Source organism: Vibrio anguillarum, from assembly GCF_003390515.1.
Taxonomy (GTDB): Bacteria; Pseudomonadota; Gammaproteobacteria; order Enterobacterales; family Vibrionaceae; genus Vibrio; species Vibrio anguillarum.
In genome coordinates, this window is record NZ_CP031479.1 from 1,966,357 (window position 1) to 1,988,573 (window position 22,217).

Annotated in this window: 20 protein-coding genes, 1 riboswitch and 1 other annotated feature; of the genes, 9 read left to right on the forward strand and 11 right to left on the reverse strand. The window is 43.4% G+C overall.

What is annotated here, in order from left to right; all coding sequences use genetic code 11:
• Positions 1–11: 11 nt before the first annotated feature.
• The 6 genes from hisH to DD616_RS12500 form a co-directional block, all read right to left on the reverse strand.
• Complete coding sequence (gene hisH / locus DD616_RS12475) at positions 12–674, reverse strand: imidazole glycerol phosphate synthase subunit HisH (protein ID WP_017044648.1); 663 nt, start codon at positions 672–674, stop codon at positions 12–14.
• Positions 674–1,747, reverse strand: a complete 1,074-nt coding sequence (hisB, locus tag DD616_RS12480) for a bifunctional histidinol-phosphatase/imidazoleglycerol-phosphate dehydratase HisB (RefSeq protein WP_208871743.1) — start codon at positions 1,745–1,747, stop codon at positions 674–676. The genes hisH and hisB overlap by 1 nt, the downstream gene beginning before the upstream one ends.
• Positions 1,748–1,827: 80 nt before the next feature.
• Complete coding sequence (hisC, locus tag DD616_RS12485; protein WP_208871744.1) at positions 1,828–2,868, reverse strand: histidinol-phosphate transaminase; 1,041 nt, start codon at positions 2,866–2,868, stop codon at positions 1,828–1,830.
• Positions 2,868–4,166: a histidinol dehydrogenase gene (hisD, locus tag DD616_RS12490; RefSeq protein WP_094500218.1), complete on the reverse strand. Its 1,299-nt coding sequence runs from the start codon at positions 4,164–4,166 to the stop codon at positions 2,868–2,870. Before hisD ends, hisC begins: the two co-directional genes overlap by 1 nt.
• 5 nt (positions 4,167–4,171) lie before the next feature.
• Entirely contained in the window at positions 4,172–5,068 is an 897-nt protein-coding gene (hisG, locus tag DD616_RS12495) for an ATP phosphoribosyltransferase (RefSeq protein WP_026027608.1), read from the reverse strand.
• 53 nt (positions 5,069–5,121) lie between these two features.
• Positions 5,122–5,258: a sequence feature (His leader region), on the reverse strand.
• A gap of 193 nt (positions 5,259–5,451) precedes the next feature.
• A complete protein-coding gene (locus DD616_RS12500) occupies positions 5,452–7,053 on the reverse strand; it encodes a Na+/H+ antiporter NhaC family protein (protein WP_026028031.1) in 1,602 nt (533 codons plus the stop codon).
• A gap of 116 nt (positions 7,054–7,169) precedes the next feature.
• A riboswitch (Lysine riboswitch) is annotated at positions 7,170–7,353 on the reverse strand.
• A gap of 418 nt (positions 7,354–7,771) precedes the next feature.
• Between DD616_RS12500 and DD616_RS12505 the strand changes: the two genes are divergently transcribed.
• On the forward strand, positions 7,772–8,185 hold the full coding sequence (locus tag DD616_RS12505) for an H-NS histone family protein (RefSeq protein ID WP_017043902.1): 414 nt from the start codon (positions 7,772–7,774) through the stop codon (positions 8,183–8,185).
• A gap of 56 nt (positions 8,186–8,241) precedes the next feature.
• Here the strand turns inward: DD616_RS12505 and DD616_RS12510 are convergent, their stop codons facing one another.
• Both DD616_RS12510 and DD616_RS12515 read right to left on the reverse strand, forming a co-directional pair.
• On the reverse strand, positions 8,242–9,546 hold the full coding sequence (locus DD616_RS12510; RefSeq protein ID WP_013857102.1) for an inosine/guanosine kinase: 1,305 nt from the start codon (positions 9,544–9,546) through the stop codon (positions 8,242–8,244).
• Positions 9,547–9,648: 102 nt separating this feature from the next.
• Complete coding sequence (locus DD616_RS12515) at positions 9,649–9,918, reverse strand: hypothetical protein (RefSeq protein WP_013857103.1); 270 nt, start codon at positions 9,916–9,918, stop codon at positions 9,649–9,651.
• Positions 9,919–10,117: 199 nt separating this feature from the next.
• Here DD616_RS12515 and mnmA point away from each other — a divergent pair, with 199 nt between their 5' ends.
• The 3 genes from mnmA to purB are packed head-to-tail and all read left to right on the forward strand — an operon-like array spanning position 10,118 to position 13,302.
• Complete coding sequence (gene mnmA / locus DD616_RS12520) at positions 10,118–11,239, forward strand: tRNA 2-thiouridine(34) synthase MnmA (RefSeq protein WP_017043901.1); 1,122 nt, start codon at positions 10,118–10,120, stop codon at positions 11,237–11,239.
• A 20-nt stretch (positions 11,240–11,259) separates the two neighbouring features.
• Positions 11,260–11,877, forward strand: coding sequence for a high frequency lysogenization protein HflD (gene hflD / locus DD616_RS12525; RefSeq protein WP_013857105.1), 618 nt, complete (start codon positions 11,260–11,262; stop codon positions 11,875–11,877).
• A 54-nt stretch (positions 11,878–11,931) separates the two neighbouring features.
• Entirely contained in the window at positions 11,932–13,302 is a 1,371-nt protein-coding gene (purB, locus tag DD616_RS12530; RefSeq protein ID WP_013857106.1) for an adenylosuccinate lyase, read from the forward strand.
• Positions 13,303–13,402: 100 nt separating this feature from the next.
• On the opposite strand, the gene serC is transcribed toward purB, so the two are convergent.
• Both serC and DD616_RS12540 read right to left on the reverse strand, forming a co-directional pair.
• Positions 13,403–14,500, reverse strand: a complete 1,098-nt coding sequence (serC, locus tag DD616_RS12535; protein WP_208871745.1) for a 3-phosphoserine/phosphohydroxythreonine transaminase — start codon at positions 14,498–14,500, stop codon at positions 13,403–13,405.
• A 143-nt stretch (positions 14,501–14,643) separates the two neighbouring features.
• Positions 14,644–15,903 (reverse strand): DUF945 family protein, encoded by a 1,260-nt coding sequence (locus tag DD616_RS12540; RefSeq protein ID WP_208871746.1) that lies wholly within the window; start codon positions 15,901–15,903, stop codon positions 14,644–14,646.
• A 174-nt stretch (positions 15,904–16,077) separates the two neighbouring features.
• Between DD616_RS12540 and DD616_RS12545 the strand changes: the two genes are divergently transcribed.
• From DD616_RS12545 to DD616_RS12555, 3 genes are all read left to right on the forward strand, one after another.
• Positions 16,078–18,003, forward strand: coding sequence for an ATP-binding protein (locus DD616_RS12545; RefSeq protein WP_208871747.1), 1,926 nt, complete (start codon positions 16,078–16,080; stop codon positions 18,001–18,003).
• 30 nt (positions 18,004–18,033) lie between these two features.
• A complete protein-coding gene (locus DD616_RS12550) occupies positions 18,034–18,531 on the forward strand; it encodes a response regulator (RefSeq protein ID WP_026027604.1) in 498 nt (165 codons plus the stop codon).
• 182 nt (positions 18,532–18,713) lie between these two features.
• Positions 18,714–19,262, forward strand: coding sequence for a hypothetical protein (locus tag DD616_RS12555; protein ID WP_026027603.1), 549 nt, complete (start codon positions 18,714–18,716; stop codon positions 19,260–19,262).
• Positions 19,263–19,362: 100 nt separating this feature from the next.
• Here the strand turns inward: DD616_RS12555 and DD616_RS12560 are convergent, their stop codons facing one another.
• Complete coding sequence (locus tag DD616_RS12560; RefSeq protein ID WP_094129391.1) at positions 19,363–19,950, reverse strand: TfoX/Sxy family DNA transformation protein; 588 nt, start codon at positions 19,948–19,950, stop codon at positions 19,363–19,365.
• Between the two features lie 370 nt (positions 19,951–20,320).
• Between DD616_RS12560 and DD616_RS12565 the strand changes: the two genes are divergently transcribed.
• Together DD616_RS12565 and DD616_RS12570 are read left to right on the forward strand one after the other, a co-directional pair.
• Complete coding sequence (locus tag DD616_RS12565; protein ID WP_026028035.1) at positions 20,321–21,241, forward strand: HDOD domain-containing protein; 921 nt, start codon at positions 20,321–20,323, stop codon at positions 21,239–21,241.
• A 23-nt stretch (positions 21,242–21,264) separates the two neighbouring features.
• Positions 21,265–22,170: a LysO family transporter gene (locus tag DD616_RS12570; protein ID WP_017047741.1), complete on the forward strand. Its 906-nt coding sequence runs from the start codon at positions 21,265–21,267 to the stop codon at positions 22,168–22,170.
• Positions 22,171–22,217: the final 47 nt, after the last annotated feature.

A 22,217-nucleotide genomic window follows, 5' to 3' on the forward strand; every position in this document is an offset into this window, starting at 1 on the left:
CTAATTCCCTTTTATAATTCCAAGAAGTTCTTGATCAGTGCCGAGCCGGCTTTGGATGAGCGCTCTGGGTGAAATTGGACACCATAGTAATTACCGCTTTGCAGCGCCGCGGTGAAAGGCTTGCCGTATTCACATTCGGCAATCGTGTATTCACCGACGGGCATGGCGTAGCTATGGACAAAATAGAAATATTCGCCTTGCTCAATGCCTTTAAACAGAGGATGGCCTCTTTCGGCATTGACCGTATTCCAACCCATATGTGGCAGTGGTAAATCGCCTGTATCCATCAGGCGAACCTCGCCGTCACATAACCCCAAGCATTCAACAATGTCATTAGCTTGATCGTTAGCTTGCTGTCCTTTTTCTTCTGACAGCTGACCTAACAGTTGCATGCCTAAGCAGATGCCGAGCAGTGGCTTTTCAACCTGTTTCACCAAGGTGATTAAATCGCGCTGTTGCAGATTTTTCATCGCCTCACTTGCCGTACCGACACCGGGTAAAAACAGCTTATCTGCCGTCAACACCACATCAGGATCTTTTGAAATAGTGACTGGGTAACCCAAGCGTTCGATGGCAAATTTCACGGAAGACACATTAGCGCAGCCTGTATCAATGATGACGACCTTTTGCGGCTGGCTGCTGTGATCACTCATCGCTTCGCGGACTGACGACATTACAGTACTCCTTTGCTGCTAGGTAGTTCATTGCCTTCCACTTTAATGGCTTGACGCAATGTGCGGCCAAAAGCCTTAAACAAACTTTCAATAATATGGTGATCATTCTCGCCACTGGATGAGAGATGTAGCGTACAGGCCAAAGTGTCGGTTAATGAACGGAAGAAGTGATATACCATTTCAGTGGAGAGATCGCCCACTTGCTCACGTGTAAAGGTGGCCTCAAATTTCAGATAAGGGCGACCCGATAGATCGAGTGCACATTGTGCTAAACACTCATCCATCGGCAACGAAAAACCAAAACGACCAATGCCACGCTTATCGCCTAATGCCTCTTTTAAGGCTTGCCCGAGTGCTAATGCGGTATCTTCAATGGTGTGGTGATCATCAATGTGCAGATCACCATTGACGCTCAACTTCAATTGAAAACCACCATGGGTTGCGATTTGCTCAAGCATGTGGTCAAAAAAACCTAACCCCGTTGTAATTTGATTACCACCCGTTTCATCCAAATTGACCGCAACTTTAATGTCGGTCTCTTTAGTGGTTCTTACCACTTCGGCGCTGCGCGCTTTCACGGTTAAGTCTTTAACTATTTCACGCCATCCCATACTTTTCGGATGATATTGAATACCACGGATCGCCATATTTTCAGCCAGTTGCAGGTCGGTCATTCGATCGCCAATCACCACTGATTGCTGAAAATCGACTTTGCCTCCTTGCAGATACTCTTTAACCATCCCCAGTTTGGGTTTGCGGCAAGAGCAATTATCTTTTTCAAAGTGCGGGCAAATCAGCACATCATCAAAGAGCACTCCTTGGGACTGAAAAATGTCCATCATCATCGCATGAGGGGCATCGAAATCCGCTTGAGGATAGCTATCCGTCCCTAGCCCATCTTGGTTGGTGACCATCACCAGCCGATAACCCGCAGCCTGCAAAGCCAGTAGGCTTGGGATCACATACGGCTCTAGTTTCAGTTTGTCTAAACGATCAACTTGGAAATCGACCGGAGGCTCAACAATTAAGGTTCCGTCACGATCAATAAAGAGAATTTTTTGCTGTTTGCTCACTGGAATATCCTTTTCTATTGGCCAGTAACGTCACTTAAACGACTGGCTCTTATTCATTTTGGGCTATTTATGGTGCTCGATTACTGATAATAATTGCGAATAAAAGCGAGTGTTTTTTCACACTCTTCACGATTACCGATACTGATCCTCACGCAATTTTCAATCGGAGAATTGCGTAAAATAATGCCGTGATCCCAAGCGGCTTTAAACAATGAATCACCATCGGGAAATTTCACTAATAGATAGTTTCCCCACCCTTCAAACACAGTTAAATGGGGCACCATATACAACCCTGCTTGTAAGTAAGCACGGTTTGCATTGAGATCCAACACTTGGAATTTGGTACGAGCCAGCCCAGCTTCCGATAACGCTTGCACGGCAATGTCTGCTACCGGAATTGGCACGGGATAAGGTGCAATTACCTTCTGCAGCACATCAATCAGCTCTTTACTGGCCAAGGTAAAACCGCAGCGCAAACCTGCAAGCGCAAACGCTTTGGATAAGGTGCGTAAAATCGCCAGATTCGAGTATTGCGCTAATAAATCAACGGTTGAGGCTTCTGGACAGAAATCAATGTAGGCTTCATCCATCACGACAATAGCGCGGTCTTTAGTCATTTCCAGCAAAGCAATAATATCTTGGCGCTTAACCAAATTGCCGGTTGGATTATTAGGACTACAAACGAAGATCAACTTCACGCTGTCTAAATTGGCACGAATGGCTGACAGATCGAGCTGCCAATCCGCTGTTAATGGCACAACTTTACGCTCGACACCGAACGTTTCAGCGCTAATCGCGTACATACCATAAGTCGGCGGACAGTATAAAATAGCGTCTTGATTGGGCTCACAAAATGCGCGGATCAAAAGTTCAATCCCTTCATCAGCACCGCGTGAGGTCAACACCTGCTCTGGCTGTACCTTGGCATAAGCCGCATACGCATCGATCATAGCTTTGGGTTGGCAATCACTGTAACGGTTCAAACGCACAAAATCGGTTTTGTACTCATTATTGAATGGCGATTCGTTGGCATTGAGCCACACATCACCACTGCCGCCAATACGGCGAGCCGATAAGTAAGGTTTTAGTGCTTGAATTTGCTTACGAGCCAGTTTTTCCATTATTTTTTCGCCTTTTGCAATTTTTCGACTCGAATGGTGACCGCACGTTTGTGTGCATCCAATCCTTCAGCTTCTGCCATTGTGACCACGGTTGGCGCTAACCCTTGTAAGCCCTCTGCGCTGAGTTCTTGCACCGTCATGCGCTTACTAAAATCAGCTAAACCAAGGCTAGAATAAGTACGGGTGTAACCGTATGTTGGCAAAACGTGGTTGGTACCCGAAGCGTAGTCACCGGCTGATTCTGGTGACCAATCACCTAAGAAAATTGAGCCGGCGTTATCAAGTAACGGCAACAGTTCACGAGGGTTCCGCGTTTGCACAATTAAGTGCTCTGGGCCGTAGTAGTTCGAGATAGAAACCGCTTGGGTCAAAGAGTCAGCGATAATGATCAAACTAGAAGCCAAGGCCTTTTCTGCAATGGCGGCGCGAGATAAGCTTTTTAGCTGCTTTTGCACTGCATCTGTTACTTGATCGGCAATCACCGCTGAAGGGGTCACTAACACAACTTGTGAATCAGGCCCGTGCTCAGCTTGGCTAAGCAGATCAGCCGCGATGAAATCGGCATCAGCCGTATCATCAGCAATCACCAACACTTCCGAAGGACCCGCTGGCATATCAATCGCTGCACCGCGAAAGTCATTGCTCACTTGACGTTTTGCTTCTGTCACGTAGGCATTACCGGGGCCGAAGATTTTGTCCACTTTAGCAACGGATTTAGTCCCATAAGCCATTGCTGCAATCGCTTGACCACCACCAATGTTATACACCTCATCAATGTTACACAGCTTGGCCACGTAGAGGATTTCGTCCGCAATCGGTGGCGGTGAGCAAAGCACCACTTTACGGCACCCTGCAATTTGTGCAGGAACACCCAACATTAATACGGTAGAAGGTAAAGGCGCACTGCCTCCGGGAATGTACAAGCCCACCGTATTAATTGGACGCGTGACTTGTTCACACACCACTCCCGGCTGCGTTTCCACTTTGATCGGTTGCAGCTTTTGTGCTTTATGGAACTTAGTAATGTTCTCATAAGCTTGTTGAAGCGCTTGTTTCATCTTGTCAGAAAGACGCTCGCACGCCGCATCAATCTCACCACTTGAAACGCGAATTGAATCCGGTTTCACGCGGTCAAATTTTTCAGTTAACTCAATTAAAGCTTGGTCACCTTGCGCTTTCACCTGCGCAATCACGGCGCTCACGGCAGCAGTGACATTGGCTCCTTCAGTAATGGCCGGGCGTTCTAAAATTGAATCTTGCTGAGTTTCACTCAACGATTGCCAAACGACAGTTCTCATCGCCGTTACTCCATCATTTTATCGATAGGTAAAACCAAAATAGAACTCGCCCCTAATGCTTTTAGGCGCTCCATGGTTTCCCAAAATAGGTTCTCGGTACTGACCACATGTACTGCAACACGATTTTTCTCCGCCGATAAAGGCAGCACTGTTGGGTCTTCCGCTCCCGGAAGTAAGTCTTTAATCGCTTCTAATTGATCAACCGGGGCATGCAGCATGATGTATTTGGACTCTTTGGCTTGAATCACGCCTTGCATACGCGTCAATAAACGAGCAATCAATGCTTGCTTATCTTCACTGAATTCACCTTGACGCTGAATGAGTGTTGCTTTGGATTGGAAGATAACTTCAGCCTCTTTGAGACCATTCGCTTCTAATGTTGCGCCGGTAGAAACAAGGTCAGCAATCGCATCAGCTAGGCCAGCTCGTGGCGCAACCTCAACAGAACCTGTGAGCACACAAGTGCTAAAATCAATGCCCTTTTCATCCATGTACGCTTTGAGTAGCTGCGGATAAGTTGTGGCGATGCGTTTACCCGCCAAATCTTGAGGACCGTTGTATTGCTGATCTTTATTGATCGCGATGGATAAGCGGCAACCACCAAAATCAAGACGGCGCAGTGAAACAAACTCACTTTTCTTATTTTGCGACAAGCGTTCTAAACGCACCTCTTCCAGTTCATTCTCACCAATGAAACCGAGATCAACCACACCGTCCATCACCAGCCCGGGTATGTCGTCATCACGCACTAGCAGTAGGTCGATCGGCATATTGAGAGAGTGAACGACAAGACGCTCACCCATGATATTGAATTTCACGCCGCATTTTTTAAGTAGGTCTTGGCACTCTGAGCTCAAGCGGCCTTTCTTCTGGATGGCAATTCTTAGGCGTTGTGTTTGCATGACAATTTCCCTGTGCAATGTATTGAATGTATTTGGAATTGAGTTAAAGCAAAATGAAAAAACCCTCGGGAGATTTGCGTTCTCCCGAGGGTTTTAATCTAAATGCTTTGACTTAACCACCGGGAGTTTCCTGCCTCCCGGGTATGCGTACATCTCCCCGAAAGATTATTTAGGGTGATGGTGATGATGAATGTTCATTACAAAATTACGCATACTTATCAGCTCTTATTGGTTTGCTGTCTTGACTCCACACTAACCAAGCTGATGTTCTTTTTCAACTAAAAATTTTGCTTTTTTAAAATCTTTTTTCGCCGTCGTGCACCAGTAATAAAAAAGGGAAACTTTCGTTTCCCTTTTATCAACTCTATTTAACCAAAATACGGCTACAACGTCTCGCAATGTGTCATTTTTGATTTCGCCATAGCGGCCATAATCATGCACACAATGATAAATGCAACAGAGGCACAAGCCAACGAGATCAGCACTGACGCTGTCATTCCTAAAACAACAAAACCGACACTCGAAACCAAGGCCGTAGCCAGTGCATACGGCAATTGTGTCGCAACGTGATCGATATGGTTACAACGCGCGCCTGTCGACGATAAAATGGTGGTGTCAGAAATAGGAGAACAGTGGTCACCAAAAACGGAACCAGCGAGCACCGCGCTCAGCATAGGGAGTATTAGAGCGATATCGGTCGCCGCAGCCATATCTCCAGCAATGGGCAACATGATGCCAAACGTTCCCCAAGAAGTGCCGGTTGAAAACGCCATCACGCCCGATAGTAAGAATAAGATGACCGGTAGCCAATGCGGATCAATATTACCTTGAACCAAAGATGACATGTACGCACCGGTTTTCATGTCCCCAATAACAGAGCCAATTGTCCACGCAAAAATCAGGATCAAAATCGCACCAAACATCGATTTAGCACCGATCCACAATGTATTACTGATGTCATTCATTGGCAGCTTTTGCTTAAATACAGTAAACAGAGCCATCGCCAAGCCAACTAGCCCGCCGTAAATCAATGAAGCGCCGACATTGGTGTTTTCAAACGCACCCAGTAGATCAAATGCTTTACCGTCTGCGGCTAAAGATTGACCACCCGTAAATAACATGGCTGAAACCGTTGCAATGATGAGTAATACGATAGGCAGAACCAGATCCAACACTTTGCCATGTTCGCTCTCTTTGATATCAAGCTCTTCATTTAACTCATGTGCGTCTTGGCTATCGTTTTCATTTGCGTCGTCAAATCCACGGCCTTGGGAGGCATTAATTTCATGCTGGCGCATTTGACCAATATCTAATTGGAACCACACCACCGCAAACACCATCAGTAATGCAAAAATGGCATAAAAATTCATTGGTACTAAACGCATGTACGCGCCCAATGCCGAATATTCGGTAATCCCGTGAGAAACGAGAATACCGCCAATAATCGTCATAATGTACGCGCCCCAGCTAGAAGCTGGCATCACAACGCACATTGGTGCTGCAGTTGAATCAAGGATATAGGCAAGTTTAGCGCGAGATACATAAAAGCGGTCAGTCACAGGACGAGAAATAGAACCTACGGCTAAACTGTTAAAATAATCATCAACGAAAATAAACACACCCAAAAATGCCGCCAGCAGTTTTGAGCCACGTTTACTTTTTACGCGGACTTGTGCCCATTCGGCAAAAGCACGAGTACCGCCAGACAAAGTTAATAGCGCGGTCATCATACCTAATAAAAGCAAAAATCCGACGATACTCATATTCCAAGTATTAATGCCGCCATCAGCAACAAAGACGCTTGATACCTTAGTAGCAACATAACTGAATGCACTACCAAAAGAATAATCCGCGAGTAATACCGCGCCTAATACAATACCGACACCTAATGAAACAAGTACTCTGCGTGTAAGAACAGCCAAACTTAATGCTACCAGAGGCGGTAACAGCGACAGAGGAGATGATGCAAAATCGATTAAATTCATGATCTTCAAAAACCAGTAAGTAAATGGTTAGAGATCTACTGCAGACAAATTACGAGCTAAGATAACCACGTAATTCATGTTGAACTAAGCGAAAGGGAAGCGAACACTTCACCCAACCCTACAGTAGCGCTCCATAGTTTAAAAAAAGAATAGACTATGGCAGTGTTGTTCCTATTCGAATACAACCCCAGCAAGCTGCTTTAATGTGCATACTTACTTCGGCGATAAAACCTTTCACTTTTGTTCATTGGCATTACCCCAACAAAAGTTACTATTTTTTACCGCACCTCTACGTCAAAGAAAGTACAATAAATCACCGTTATTAAGTCATTTTAACAATGATAAATGTCTTACTTCGCTTTAGGTAAATGACATTGTACTTAACAACGAATGCATTGCAACCGATCATGTCATCAAAGTGCATCAATTATTGGTCACATTCATTAAGAAACATTGAGACTTCTTTCATAATGTGGTGCAATGAATATCACGAAGATTATAATAAAAAACATTAATTATAAGTCTATCTAAAAATCATTGATGATCTTCTTGATACTACTACTTATGTATGAAATTAGCTCATCACTAACAAGTTCATATTTTTTTGATTTTTATTTATCTATAAAATTTTCATTAATATTTGAATCTAATATTGTAAGTACCAATTCAGCAGTTTATTATTGCTGTGTCGACTAAATTAAATCAAATAGGAATAGTCATGTCTGAATTAACAAAAACTCTACTTAATATTCGTAGCCTACGCGCTTTTTCCCGTGAACTCACTCTAGAGCAGCTTGAAGAAGCACTAGATAAATTAACGATCGTTGTTCAAGAACGCAGAGAAGCGGAAGAAGAAGAACGCTCTGCTCGCGCAGAACAAGAAGCGAAGCTGGCTGCGATTGCAGAACAGATTGCCAAAGACGGTATTGATGTAAGCGCATTAATTTCTGCACTTTCTGGTGAAACTAAGAACAAAGTTAAAGTTCAAGGCAAACGCGCACCTCGTCCAGCAAAATACAAATATCTTGATGCCAATGGCCAAGAAAAAACATGGACAGGTCAAGGTCGCACACCTTCTGCAATTCAAGAGCAACTTGATGCAGGTAAATCTCTAGAAGAATTCGAGATTTAATAACTCTTTAGCAAATAAAAAGGCTCCTAACGGAGCCTTTTTATTATTTTAATCTTTTATCTTTCCCAATACGCTTCTTCTAAGCTGTCTTCACGTTCAGGTAAACCACGTGACAGACGAGGTGAATGCTGGGCTAGCACCTCATAACTGGCACGGTTGGAATATTTGCAAACTTGCGAGAAGGATGAATAGGTTAAAAAGTTATTCTGATGCTTGCTCGAATTAGGGACGTTCTCTTTATGATATTTATTGGCTGCCATATCATGCAGCAATGCCGACAACGCCGCATCTCCCGCACCATTAGTATTTTTAATTTTCTCAGGCCCACCCATATACGGTGAAATATGAGAATAAACACGTATCGGATTTTCACAACTTATTTTTGATGCTGGGCGACTAAATTCATAACGATTGAATTCAGCAATAGAACCAGGTAATAGTGGCAACGATGTTTCACGTTTCGCCGCATCTTCAGTATATCCTGCCATAAATAAACCGACTGGGCCTGCGGTGCATAATACAAGATCGACCCAATCTAAAGCTTTATTTGACGCTGCAAGAGGATCACTTTCCCCGGTTAATGCTTCGGCTTCATCTTCATTCATGGCAACAACAGTGACATGATCACGCAAAAAATTTTGCCAAAATTGAGGGTCATCTTGAATAACAAATTTAGTACCTAAGGTTAAAACAACAGGTACATCATATTTCTTAGCATATTCAATCGCTCTCATTGTTGCCTCTGGCATTGGATCACCAGTTTTGCAGCGAATTAAATAAGCAGTCAGTACTAAGGCTGAAGCACTTTTAAATATTTTTTCTGGAACACTTTCTGCGCGAAGTTGGTTCATTTGCCCTTCACTAATAGCAAAGGTTCTTTCTCCATCCTCTGTGATCAAGGCAAAGCAGCGCCCAATCGCTCCATCGACCGCTTGTAAATAATTCAGATCCATCCGACTTGATGTATTACATAAATAACGATAACCGTAGCTACCAATTTTTATATCTTGGCTCATCACACCTAACAACGTTGAGCGATCATCTGCCAGCACCGAATAATTGTGTAATGTGTTGCCAATCGTTCCCCCAGCATATTCGTTAGTAATCAGACCATTTTGTTTGAGCTCAGTGTACAAAGCTTCGGCCTTCTGATCGTCAATCACTAACGAATGGCCTTTACTAAGCTCATATTTTTCGATGAGGTCAGTATTTACTTTCGCTTCTATATCCACCAAGGTCTGGTCGATACCAATAATATGTGTACGTGACATTTTTTTATTTTCTTGTGCTTGGATAACAAGTGGGTCACGTGCATGAACAGGAAAGTAATGCTTTGATTTGCGTTGGCCAGGAAATTTCATAACGTCAGTCTGAGTAGAGGAGAAAAAGATGCGCGATTCTACCGCGCACCCATTAGCGCGGCAACTAAGGCAATTATAGCAAACGTTTGCTCTTGATTATTTTTATTCACCTTCCATAAAGCTGAGATCAGGTAACCTATCTAAATGCTCTGAATAGCGTTTTAGGTCAAATTGCCCTTCGTTTTTCATCACATCAAAAATCTCAATTGCAAGCGCACAAGCAATAGAGGCAACGGCATCCTCCCTTGAGTGACCTGTCATCATCAAGCGCATCAAGGTTTCTTTGACCTTTAACGGATTTCCGTCCGCGAGTTGATTCTCTACTGTTTCGATGAGGAATGCGTCATCCATAATCTGATTGTCATCTTGCATTTTGTGGCCTTTTATTACGCTTTAAAATGGCACGCACTATGCCATAAGCCATTGTAGAATTCTAAAACTAATTTCTGCTGACATTGACAGATACGACGCCAATTAAACCAGATAGAAGTGTGATTGCTGTCTCGGATCTGTCGCGACGAAAATCTTTCTGCTAGAATCTGCGACCAAGTCAATTGAGTGGTATTAAGTAATGTCAGACAACCGCAGCGCAAACAGCCAAAAGAAAGTCATCGTCGGCATGTCCGGTGGCGTTGACTCCTCCGTTTCGGCGTATCTTCTCAAAGAGCAAGGTTATCAAGTCGAAGGCCTGTTCATGAAGAACTGGGAAGAAGATGATAACGAGGAATATTGTACAGCGGCGGAAGATTTAGCCGATGCACAAGCCGTGTGCGATAAGTTAGACATCCCTCTTCATACCATTAATTTTGCCGCCGAATATTGGGACAACGTATTTGAATATTTCCTTGAGGAATATAAAGCAGGGCGAACTCCCAACCCAGACATTCTTTGTAACAAAGAAATCAAGTTTAAAGCCTTTTTAGAGTTTGCAGATGAAGTGCTAGATGCCGATTATATCGCCATGGGCCACTATGTTCGACGCACCTTCCCTGAAGGTAATGACAAACCAAAAATGCTGCGCGGCTTGGACAACAACAAAGACCAAAGCTACTTCCTCTATACATTAAGCCATGAACAAGTGGCTCGTAGCTTATTTCCTGTCGGTGATTTAGAAAAACCCGAAGTTCGACGCATTGCGGAAGAACAAGGTTTGGTGACGGCGAAGAAAAAAGATTCAACTGGTATCTGTTTCATCGGCGAGCGCAAATTTACCGACTTCTTGTCTCGCTATTTACCAGCACAACCGGGTAAAATTGAAACACCAGAAGGTCTCGTTATTGGTGAACATCAAGGCCTGATGTACCACACTTTAGGTCAACGCAAAGGGTTACACATTGGTGGCCAAAAAGGCGGTGGCGGTAACGAAGACCCATGGTATGTCGCTGATAAAGATCTTAAACGTAACGTTTTGATTGCAGTCCAAGGCGCTGATCACCCATTATTGAAATCTCATGGCTTGATCGCTTCCCAATTACACTGGGTTGATCGTACACCAATCCAAGCAACGCTAAGCTGCACGGTAAAAACACGTTACCGTCAAACGGATATAGCGTGTACCATCATCCCTATTGATGATGAAAACATTAAAGTCATTTTTGATGAGCCACAAGTGGCCGTCACGCCTGGTCAATCCGCGGTTTTCTATCAAGGCGATGTGTGTCTTGGCGGTGGAATTATTGAGCAGCGAATTTAAACAACTTAGGAGTAATAAACGTGGCTAACACCCTTTATGACCGTACCATCGCTTTTGCGGGTATCTGCCAAGCTGTCGCTTTAGTGCAACACGTAGCAAAAAATGGTCACTGTGATTCAGACGCGTTTGAAACTTCTCTAACGGCTATCTTAAGTACTAATCCAAACAATACACTTGATGTCTTCGGCTCTGAGGCCAACTTAAAAATTGGCCTCGAATGTTTGGTGAAAGGTATTGATAGCACGCCATCAGGGAGTGAAATCACTCGCTATATCATTAGCCTGATGGCATTAGAGCGTAAATTAAGCGCTCGTCGTGATGCGATGTCACAGCTGGGCGATCGTATTCAAACGATTGAACGTCAAGTCAACCACTTTGACTTGCTTGATGATCAGATGATCAGCAACCTTGCCAGTATCTACTTGGATGTTATCAGCCCTATTGGCCCGAGAATCCAAGTCACTGGAACCCCTACCATACTTCAACAAACTTCAACCCAGCACAAAGTGCGCGCCTTACTCCTTTCAGGAATTCGTTGCGCTGTCTTGTGGCGTCAGGTTGGAGGAAAGCGTCGCCATCTGATCTTCGGTCGTAAGAAAATGATCGAACAAGCTCAGATTTTATTAGCTCGAGTCTAATATTGACGCAAAGAATTCACTCTCACACTTAACCTCAAAATTCAGGAGAAAAACATGGAACTGTCAGCCTTGACTGCTGTTTCACCGGTAGACGGCCGCTACGGAAGTAAAACGATTGCGTTACGCAGTATCTTTAGTGAGTTTGGTCTCCTCAAGTATCGGACCATTGTTGAAATTCGTTGGTTACAGAAGCTTTCAGCCACTGCTGGAATTGCCGAAGTTCCAGCATTCAGTGATGAAGCCAATCAATTTCTTAATGCGATAGCAGACAATTTTAGCGAAGAAGATGCCGCTCGTATTAAAGAAATTGAACGCACAACGAACCATGATGTTAAGGCTGTAGAGTATTTCTTAAAAGAAAAAGTAGCGGGTGTTCCTGAGCTGCACGCCGTTAATGAATTCATTCACTTTGCTTGTACTTCAGAAGATATCAACAACACATCTCACGCGCTAATGCTCAAAGAAGCGCGTGATACCGTGCTTCTTCCTGAAATGCGCAACATTATTGATGCGATTCGTCACTTAGCAGAAGAGTATCGCGATATTCCGTTATTGTCTCGTACCCACGGACAGCCAGCATCACCAAGTACTATGGGTAAAGAGATGGCTAACGTAGCGTACCGTATGGAACGCCAATATAAGCAGATTGCCAATATCGAGATTCTCGCAAAAGTAAACGGCGCAGTAGGTAACTACAACGCTCACCTTTCAGCCTATCCAGAACTCGACTGGCATACCTTTAGCGAAGAGTTTATCACTGAATCGCTAGGTGTGGCGTGGAACCCTTACACCACACAAATTGAGCCGCATGATTACATCGCAGAGCTATTTGATGCCGTTGCCCGCTTCAATACTATTCTGATCGACTTCGATCGTGACATTTGGGGCTATATCGCTTTGGGCCACTTCAGACAAAGAACCATTGCGGGTGAAATTGGCTCATCGACAATGCCACATAAAGTCAACCCGATCGATTTTGAAAACTCAGAAGGCAACCTAGGCCTTGCTAATGCCGTGTTCAATCACCTAGCACAAAAGCTGCCTATCTCTCGCTGGCAACGTGACTTAACAGATTCAACCGTGCTGCGTAACCTTGGTGTGGGTGTTGGTTATGCGATCATCGCCTACACTTCAACGCTAAAAGGGATCAGTAAACTGGAAGTGAACCGTGATGCGCTGCTTGCTGAGCTCGATAAAAACTGGGAAGTCCTTGCTGAACCAGTGCAAACGGTTATGCGCCGCTACGGCATCGAAAAACCGTACGAAAAATTGAAAGAACTCACGCGCGGTAAGCGAGTCGATGGTGAAGCAATGCGCCACTTTATTGATGGCCTTGCGCTACCTGAAGCTGAAAAAGCACGCTTGAAAGAGATGACACCAGCCAACTACATTGGCCAAGCGATTGAGTTAACCGACAAATTGTAATGCTCTTCAATCTAGCCGATTAATGACAAAGCCCACTTAGTGGGCTTTGTTTTTTAAGGTCGTATTTTATGTTATATCGTTTTTGATACCATAAAAAACGTTAGGCGTATTGCTGTTCAAACTCTTGCATAAAATCAACTAAGGCTTGAACGCCTTCCAGTGTCATCGCATTGTAAATCGAGGCACGCATACCACCCGCGACTCGGTGACCTTGCAGCGAGACTAAACCACGTGCTTCAGCCAACTCTAAAAACGTACTATCCAACTCTGGTTTCACTAATTGGAAAGGCACATTCATCAGTGAACGGTTGTTTGGGTGAATGGTATTGCGATAGAAAGGTGACTCATCAATTGCGTTATAAAGCAGCGCTGCTTTCTCGCGGTTGATTTTCTCAATCGCAGCGACACCACCCTGCCCTTTTAGCCACTTGAACACGAGACCCGACAAATACCACGCAAACGTAGGCGGCGTGTTGAACATAGAATCTTGTTCAGCTTGCACTTTATAATTCAATATAGTCGGTAGCACATCACTGGCTAAATCAAGCAAATCATCACGAACAATCGCAATACAGATCCCCGCTGGCCCAATGTTTTTCTGCGCTCCCGCATAAATGACTCCGTACTTTGAGACGTCTATTTGGCGCGACAAAATCGTAGATGACATATCAGCTACAATCGGTTTGTCTGTATCTGGTAAATCATTAATCTCAATACCATCTATCGTTTCATTCGGACAAAAATGCACGTAAGCCGACTCAGGATCGATTTTCCATTCGCTGGCTGGTAATACCGCTGTTTTGCCCTCTTTAGTCACTTTGGCGTTGAAAACATCGATTTCACAATATTTCTTCGCTTCTTTGACCGCACTTTCAGCCCAGTAACCCGCATCAATATAGGTCGCTTTAGTCGCATCGCCTAATAAGTTTAAAGGCACCGCCGCAAACTGAGCGCGCGCTCCACCCTGACAAAATAATACTTTGTAATTACTCGGGATATTAAGCAAATCTCGCAGATCTTGCTCCGCTTCTTGAGCAACGCGAATAAAAGGTTTACTGCGATGACTAATTTCCATAACGGACGTGCCAAGCTCGTTCCAGTTAATAAACTCGGCTTGCGCTTTTTCCATCACGGCTTTAGGTAAGGCTGCTGGGCCTGCGCTGAAATTATAGACTGGGCCCGCTTGATTTGATTCCATGAGTTCCTTGCTCCTGCTATCGACAATTAATGTGATTAATACCACTTTTTGATGTGGATAAAAAGCGAGAAAAGAGCTTCTATCGGCTCTTTTCTCTTACTGATTGCTAAAACTCGCGAAATCGTTTGCTTGAGCGCCGTTCGCTATCGCATCAATGCCGGAAGTAATAGTGTCAATAGCGGCATTTGGTTGCCATTTTCAAATTCCAAGTTGCCCTCTTTAAGTTCAGCTTGGAGTCGATATCCTTGATCGGTTTGCTGCATAATTTCCATCACAACAAGCTCATCAATACCTTGCTGGATAAAAGGAAAATCTTCAACCAGCTGGTCAGAAATGAAGGTATCAATGTGGCCGGTTAAGGCTGGTAAAATGGTACTCGGATCTTGCACCACATTATTTGTCCCTTCAGGAACCGCTATCTTCCAGTTTGATTCAAACTCACCTTGGCCAACTTTTAGCGCCATTTTATTCATCGATAGATAAAAACCTTTCTCGAATAATGATTGCACATAAGGTAGTGCTTGCTGAATGTCCTCATCAGAAAGTTCTGGGCTGTTTTGGTAAAGCGTTGAGAGCTTCTCAAAAGCGTCACCATCTAAATCACCCAAGGTAAAATCAAGATTGAGGTCCTTCACCTCGCCTTCGCTATAAGTTAATTTATCCATCTCAATCAAGTGATTACTATCAAAACGAGAAGGCTCTCCTTTTAATACCGAATCAAAGGAATAACGCATGTTGTCCATACTCAGCGTATTTTCACCTAGGCCATCGACAAGATTAATTTTTGCTAACGCCAATGACTGTTGTCCTAGCCAGAAGCCTTTATCTTGTTTACCTATACCTTGACCAGTTAGCTGTGAAAGCATCATTTTTTCACCACTGGTAAAATCCAACTCAACAGAAGGAACATTCAGTTGATAAGTGATTTCACCTAGCACCGAAATATCACCTTTCAATGTGGCGGGCGTTGTCGAGAACGTCATCTCGCCATCTTCACTTTGGTAGTGCCAACTGTCTAGCGCCACAGTGTATTGAGTATTGCCATTCAACTGCGTGATACTGGTCATCGTCAATGGTAGATTTTCTTGATCAGCAATAACGGATGTTGCTGTTAAACTCAACAGGCCATGCTTAACTTCGCTATTGACTAAAACTTGGGTCGGTAAACCATCGGCAACAAACTGTTGTTTGAGCGTTTTATCTGCAATCTGATAGCGGGTTTGCACGGTTGATGAAAAGTAACCACGCTTATAACTGACAATGTCCGCCTCGATTGAACCTGAAGAGATATTTGCAATACCGTTAGTGATCACCTTTTCACCGATTTGCCCGACAGCCAACGGCCAACATGCTGCTAAGAAGATAGCACCACCAACCGCACCAATGATTTTTAACTGTTTCATAGTGTTCCATTCCTGAAGATTTTACCCAGTCTACCGTAAACAATTGAAAACCAAAACATGGAGTTAGGTCAGAGTATTGCTAAGATGTGATGAGAAATTCTAAAACCTAGCTCTCAAACCCACTGCGTAATACTTGCTACAGTAGTCAAAACAGCGATGACAGTAGAGGCTTGTGTGAACCATTACGCACTACTTTGTTTAGACAATAACCCAATCAGCACAGAACAGTTGCGAGCTGAGTTAGCTCCGTTCGCCACTAAATTTGATCTTCATACAGCGGACACCATAGATGAAGCTGAGCAAGCCCTAGAATATTTGCACGAACAGCAACAAACGATTGCATTGGTCATTGCCAGTCACCATGAGCAGTTTGATGGTGCGGATTTTTTGACTCAACTCGATAAATCAATCCACACGCGTTCAGCGCGGAAAGTGCTGATAAGCTGCGGACAAGATATTCAAGCCATTCTCACCGCCGTCAATGAGGGGCGATTAGATCACTGCCTCACTAAGCCACTACAAAATAACGTGCTCTATAAAACCGTCCAAAAAGAGCTCACGACCTACATCTTAGATCACGATAAAGACAACATTCTCAACTACAGCACCGTACTTGATCAACAGCGCATCTTACGCGCGCACATCGATAATAAGATGCGCAGTTATCGAGATGGTTTTATCTCCGATTACCACAAGCTTTCTGATACAGAACTGGCTGAACAAGTAATTGGTGCTTTACACCAATTTTTTGAAAATGAAGATGAAACTCGCGCCTGCCGTACATACTCCACTAATCACTTTCTTACCAAAGAGGGAGAAGAGAACCGCTTTCTTTGGTTCATCACTGAAGGTGAAGTGGCCCTGTATAAAAAAGATGATTTAGGGCAACAAAGAGAAGTGGTTCGCCACAAAAAAGGCAACATTGTCGGTGGTATGTCTTTTGTGACTGGTGAGAAATCTTTTTCTACTGCCGTCACCCTGACTAAAACCGATGTGATTAAACTAGACCGAGATGTGTTTGCAAAAGTCATGCATTCGGATACTCGGCTATTGCCCCTATTTACTAACTTGCTGCTCCGCCATTTTAACCGCCGCTTACAACGCAGTATTAACACTAAATTGCAACTACAAAAAACGCTCGAATCACTTGAGTCAGCTCATCAGCAATTAATCGAGCGGGAAAAAATGGCCATGCTCGGTCAGCTTGTTGCAGGCGTAGCTCATGAACTAAACAATCCTGTCGCCGCAATTTTACGTGGAACCGAAACATTGTCAGACAAGATTGAGCACTTAGTCCAAGAGACTGAACATAAAAATCTGCAACATAAAGGCAGCCAACTATTAAGGAATGCACTTTCAGCCAAACCTACTTCTACATCAGAAGAGCGGGCACGCGCTAAAGCCATAGAAAATGAAATTCATCATCGTTTGATCGCGAAAAAATTGGTCAAACTCAATCTAGATGATGATCTTGCGCTCCGACAATCGGCTAAGCACGATCCTGAGAAAACGTTAGAAACACTGGAACAATTAGAAAACTATTTCCTAACAGGTAGTACACTTCGTTCTATCAATGTTTGTGCACAACGCATCGCCGATATGGTACGAAGCCTTAAAGGGTATGCTCGCCCTGATGATGAAGCGCTGCACAAGGTCAATATTCATGAAGGTATTGAAGACACTCTGGTTATTTTCGAAAATCGTCTTAAGCGCCACAAAGTTGAGAAAGAGTATGCCGACTTACCTTTGATTACCTGTCAGCCGATTGCATTACAACAAGTATGGACAAACCTCATTTCCAACGCTATTGATGCCTTCCCAGCCAATGGCGTACTGCACATTGCAACCACATTAGCAAAACAGGGTAATCAATCTTTTGTAACCATCAGTTTCACGGATAATGGTTGTGGGATCCCGTACGAGCAGAAAGAGCGTATCTTCACATTAAATTACACGACGAAAAAAGAAGGTAACTTTGGGCTCGGTATTGGGCTTTCTGTCTGCCAACAAATAGTCCACCAGCATCAAGGTTGGATCGATGTTCAATCTGAACAGGATAAATACACGACAATGACGGTATGGCTGCCAGTTAGTCGATAACTTGTCGTGCTGATGATTAAGGAGAATATCATGAACAAATTTTTGATCTTATGCGTGGACGATGAACGTGAAGTATTGGACAGCGTCATACAAGACCTCGACGAATTTGAAGAGTTTTTTATCTTAGAAGCCGCAGAATCTGTTGCAGAGGCAAAAGAAGTGATTGCCGATCACCAAGCTCAAAATATCAAGCTGGCTTTAATTTTGTGCGATCACATTATGCCCGAACAAACAGGCATTAGTTTCTTAATTGAATTAAGCCACAATGAAGAGACGCAACATACACGCAAAGTACTACTAACAGGCCAAGCAGGGCTAGAAGACACCGTAGAAGCGGTGAATCATGCCAGCCTACATTTTTATGTAGCCAAACCTTGGGATGGGAACAAACTTCGCGATGTTATCAAAGATCAATTAACACAATATATGATTGAAAACGAATCAGATTTAATGCCTTGGGCCAGAGTCTTGGATGCCGAGAAAATCTTCAATGCGATCGCACAAAACCGCATCAGTTTTGGTGAATAAAATATCCTAACGAAGAAATGGCACTCTCTTTGCTTATTTTTTGCGAAGACAACAAAAGAATGACACTTTTTAATGGCGACAATGTCAATCTATGCACTATGATGTCTAAATTCTTTAATGTCACCGCGGGTATTCCGCGACTGACCATGGAAATAAACTAAAAATATAGGTTTATAGTGACTATGCGTAAAACAATCATTGCAGCCGCTTTGCTGCTAGCATCAGGCCAAACACTGGCAGAAATAGACCGAAATAGCCCATCCGTCATGAGCAATTTTAGTTACGACTATATCGAAGCTCGTATTGGAGCAAGTCCAGTCACCTTTGGTGCTGCGATGAGCAAATCAATTCACCCAAATGCACATGTTATTGGTCGTATAGACTCTGAGTTTGAAGGTGATTTTGACGCAGCCGCAGGTTTTGGCTTTCATGCTCCTATTAACAACTGGGCTGACTTCACGGGTGAAATGCTATTACGCGTCGTAGATACCCGCGATAATAAAAGCGCCGATACAGGAATGGAATTAAACCTTGGCGTACGTCAATGGCTTGGACCACAGTTGGAAGTTGGTGGCAAAGGTGGCTTTGTCTCTATCGATGACAATGATGACTGGATTGCGTCTGTTTATGCCCGTTTTCATTCTACAGAACTGTTCTCTCTCGGTGCCGAAGCTCGTATCAATGATGCTTACGGCGATCAGCTGATGTTTACGACTCGTTTTAAGTTCTAGGTGTAAGCTAAATACAATAAAAAGCCGAGTCTTACGTCTCGGCTTTTTATTTGATAACTATCTTTATTTATTTAATAACAGTGCTACAAAACTGTCAGCGTCATGAGCAGCTTTCTAATAATTGACGCTTGCGAGGCTCTTGCAGCAATTTCCAATGAATGCCTTCGATCGCACCAGCAAACTTCCACAGTAGTTTTACATCGACGTCACTACCGTACGTTTTTCTCACTTTAGAAAATATCGTAGGAGCACCTAAGCGCATGAACGTTTCCACATCATTAATGCCCGCTTTTTTAACCATACGCTCTAACGTTAACTGCATGTTTGGTAAGTCACGTAGTCGACGGCTTGCAGAGGATTTTTGAAAGCTACGTTGCTCAACAGAATAGCGAATGGAACGTTCAATGATCGTATCTAGGCTCTCATGATTGCTCACAAAAAGCTCAGTAATATCATAATAATTAACGGTTGCTGTGGTCTGCTTTTTAACGTGTTTGTATTTTTCGCAGCCTAATTTTGTGAGTGCATCATCGAGCTCTTCACCTCCACGAATAAAAACAGACTCTTCACTAATCAGTGAATACATCGCTTCTTTTTGGAAAAGCCCAACACCGCCAAACATTGAACGCTTTTGAAATGCGCCAAATTTAATAACGTAATTGAAAAATGCATGCTCAATCATATCCATTGATCCTTAATCAAGTTCCCCGATTAATAGTGATCACCAGATAGCAGCGTATTTTTGCGAATAAAAAGAGTAAGTTAGCAACAAGCTTGTAGTAGTTTAGTATTAGCTTGCTTAATATGGGTACTATCATAGTTAACGATACAAAATAAGTCTGGGCATACATCACATCAATAGACATATCTCAGCAGAGTTATGAGATAGAAATCACATCATTGTGTTTATGAATAAATTTTTTTGACACATACGCTTTCCATTAACGTATTAAGATTAATACATCAAGAAAACAAATTAATGCGATTGACGGTGAATTGATTGCTTATTTGGGTTAGCAGACGGTAAAATGCCTTCAGTACAGATCGAGCACAAAATTATGAATCATCTATCTTTTTACTGGCTTCCAGATCATCATCAAATGCTCATCCAAGGGTTAGAAAGTGAATTTTCTCAATTGGTTGAACACTCACTCAGCACAGGAAAAATTTCACTTCCTCCTATTCCTGATGTTGTTCTAAAAATACAGCGCTTATGTACATTAGAATCTACTGAAATTTCAGATGTCGCCGATTGTCTACTTGAAGATCCCGGACTGACTGCAATTGTAGTACGCGTAGCAAACTCTGTTGTCTTTAATCGTCGAAATATTACCTGTACGGATTTAGTCACGGCTGTATCACGCTTAGGCATACTACGAGTACGCGACATTGTAACAGCCCAAGCGATTGAGCAGTTAAAGCACTCTGTAAACTTAAGCAAAGAATGCAATAAAATATTGGTTAATAGCGCCACCATATCGCGAGAGCTTGGCGCAACCATGGTGATGGTAACTCACGCATTTAAACAACTAGAACCAAGCCGATATCAACATTTAGAGCAGGAAAAAGCCTTACTTGTCGGTCTACTTGCGGATATTGGCTTGTTTTGTCTGGTACACGAATATCATTTATATCTTGAGAAAGGCAACTATCTCGATCAAGACATCGCCCTACAGATTTTTCAGTCGCGATGTTCAAAAACCAGTCAGCTTGTGTTAAGAAGTTGGGGGTTCGACTCAGATTTCCTTGAAGTAGCAGGAAATCAATCTTTAGTCGCATCTTCTCACGAAGTCAGTTACCTTGATGTGGCACGTATTGCTCACCATCTTTTACTGTTTCGTCGTCAAGATGAAGAGATTGAAGAGCATGACGTCGAAATAAATGCGACCGGAGCTGAGGTGCTATACAACTTAAGTAACCTTAGTGAGCTTGAATTCAAATCAAAACTCAATGATGTGATCAACGCAAGCGGCTTCTAAACCCAAAATAATCAGAGGATGAGATGTTCTCAGGGATGTTATTTATTTTTGCCCCACTAATAGTGGGGTATCTATTTTCTATTGCCAATCAACAGTGGCTAGCAGCATTAAATAAAGCCACGTCTTGGTTAGTTTACGTCATTCTGTTTCTGATGGGTTTAAGCTTGGCAGCCCTCGATAACTTGGGCAGTAACCTACAGTTGATACTCAAATTTACCACCGTATTTTTCTTGATGATCGGTGCTTGCAACTTGTTGGTCTTGCCTTTTATTGACAAATTCCTACCCATAAAAACCGATGCGAACCATTCAAAACTGCCACTATCTAGCATGGCGTTAGAATCCGTAAAGCTGATTGTGGTTGTCGGTGGAGGATTGGCGCTTGGGGTTGTATTAGGATTCGATTTAAGTTGGGTGAGCACTGCCAGTGAATGGATCTTGTTCGTATTACTTTTCTTTATTGGTATTCAGTTGAGAAATAGTGGTTTAACTCTACGACAAATTTTGCTCAATAAATACGGAATGGTCATCGCATTAGTCATTATATTGACCTCTTGGATTGGGGGGATCATTGCGGCCATGATTCTTGATATCCCAATTTATCGAGGACTAGCCATGGCTTCCGGTTTTGGATGGTATTCACTTGCCGGGATTTTAATGGGTGATGCTTTCGGCCCCGTCTATGGTGGTGCCTCTTTCATGATAGAGCTACTTAGAGAACTGGTTGCTTTAGTGATGATCCCCATGCTAATCCGAACCAAACCTTGCTCTGCCATCGGCTATGCTGGGGCAACCGCGATGGATTTCACCTTGCCCGTGATCCAGACAACTGGCGGGGTTCGTTGCGTACCGATCGCGATTGTCAGTGGGTTTATTCTCAGCCTACTGGTGCCTATTCTTATGCTGTTCTTTGTATCACTTGCAGGCTAGATCTCAGGAATCACTTTAGCCTTCATTTAAACTAACAATAGGGAGTA

Bases quoted from the DNA above. Each gene is read 5' to 3' on its own strand.
- DD616_RS12510 (WP_013857102.1), bottom strand. From the start codon at position 9,546: ATGAAATTTCCTGGCCAACGCAAATCAAAGCATTACTTTCCTGTTCAT.
- hisH (WP_017044648.1), bottom strand. From the start codon at position 674: ATGTCGTCAGTCCGCGAAGCGATGAGTGATCACAGCAGCCAGCCGCAA.
- DD616_RS12505 (WP_017043902.1), top strand. From the start codon at position 7,772: ATGTCTGAATTAACAAAAACTCTACTTAATATTCGTAGCCTACGCGCT.
- hisD (WP_094500218.1), bottom strand. From the start codon at position 4,166: ATGAGAACTGTCGTTTGGCAATCGTTGAGTGAAACTCAGCAAGATTCA.
- DD616_RS12560 (WP_094129391.1), bottom strand. From the start codon at position 19,950: ATGGATATGATTGAGCATGCATTTTTCAATTACGTTATTAAATTTGGC.
- DD616_RS12515 (WP_013857103.1), bottom strand. From the start codon at position 9,918: ATGCAAGATGACAATCAGATTATGGATGACGCATTCCTCATCGAAACA.
- DD616_RS12570 (WP_017047741.1), top strand. From the start codon at position 21,265: ATGTTCTCAGGGATGTTATTTATTTTTGCCCCACTAATAGTGGGGTAT.
- hisC (WP_208871744.1), bottom strand. From the start codon at position 2,868: ATGGAAAAACTGGCTCGTAAGCAAATTCAAGCACTAAAACCTTACTTA.
- serC (WP_208871745.1), bottom strand. From the start codon at position 14,500: ATGGAATCAAATCAAGCGGGCCCAGTCTATAATTTCAGCGCAGGCCCA.
- DD616_RS12500 (WP_026028031.1), bottom strand. From the start codon at position 7,053: ATGAATTTAATCGATTTTGCATCATCTCCTCTGTCGCTGTTACCGCCT.
- purB (WP_013857106.1), top strand. From the start codon at position 11,932: ATGGAACTGTCAGCCTTGACTGCTGTTTCACCGGTAGACGGCCGCTAC.
- DD616_RS12540 (WP_208871746.1), bottom strand. From the start codon at position 15,903: ATGAAACAGTTAAAAATCATTGGTGCGGTTGGTGGTGCTATCTTCTTA.
- mnmA (WP_017043901.1), top strand. From the start codon at position 10,118: ATGTCAGACAACCGCAGCGCAAACAGCCAAAAGAAAGTCATCGTCGGC.
- DD616_RS12550 (WP_026027604.1), top strand. From the start codon at position 18,034: ATGAACAAATTTTTGATCTTATGCGTGGACGATGAACGTGAAGTATTG.
- DD616_RS12555 (WP_026027603.1), top strand. From the start codon at position 18,714: ATGCGTAAAACAATCATTGCAGCCGCTTTGCTGCTAGCATCAGGCCAA.
- DD616_RS12565 (WP_026028035.1), top strand. From the start codon at position 20,321: ATGAATCATCTATCTTTTTACTGGCTTCCAGATCATCATCAAATGCTC.
- hisG (WP_026027608.1), bottom strand. From the start codon at position 5,068: ATGCAAACACAACGCCTAAGAATTGCCATCCAGAAGAAAGGCCGCTTG.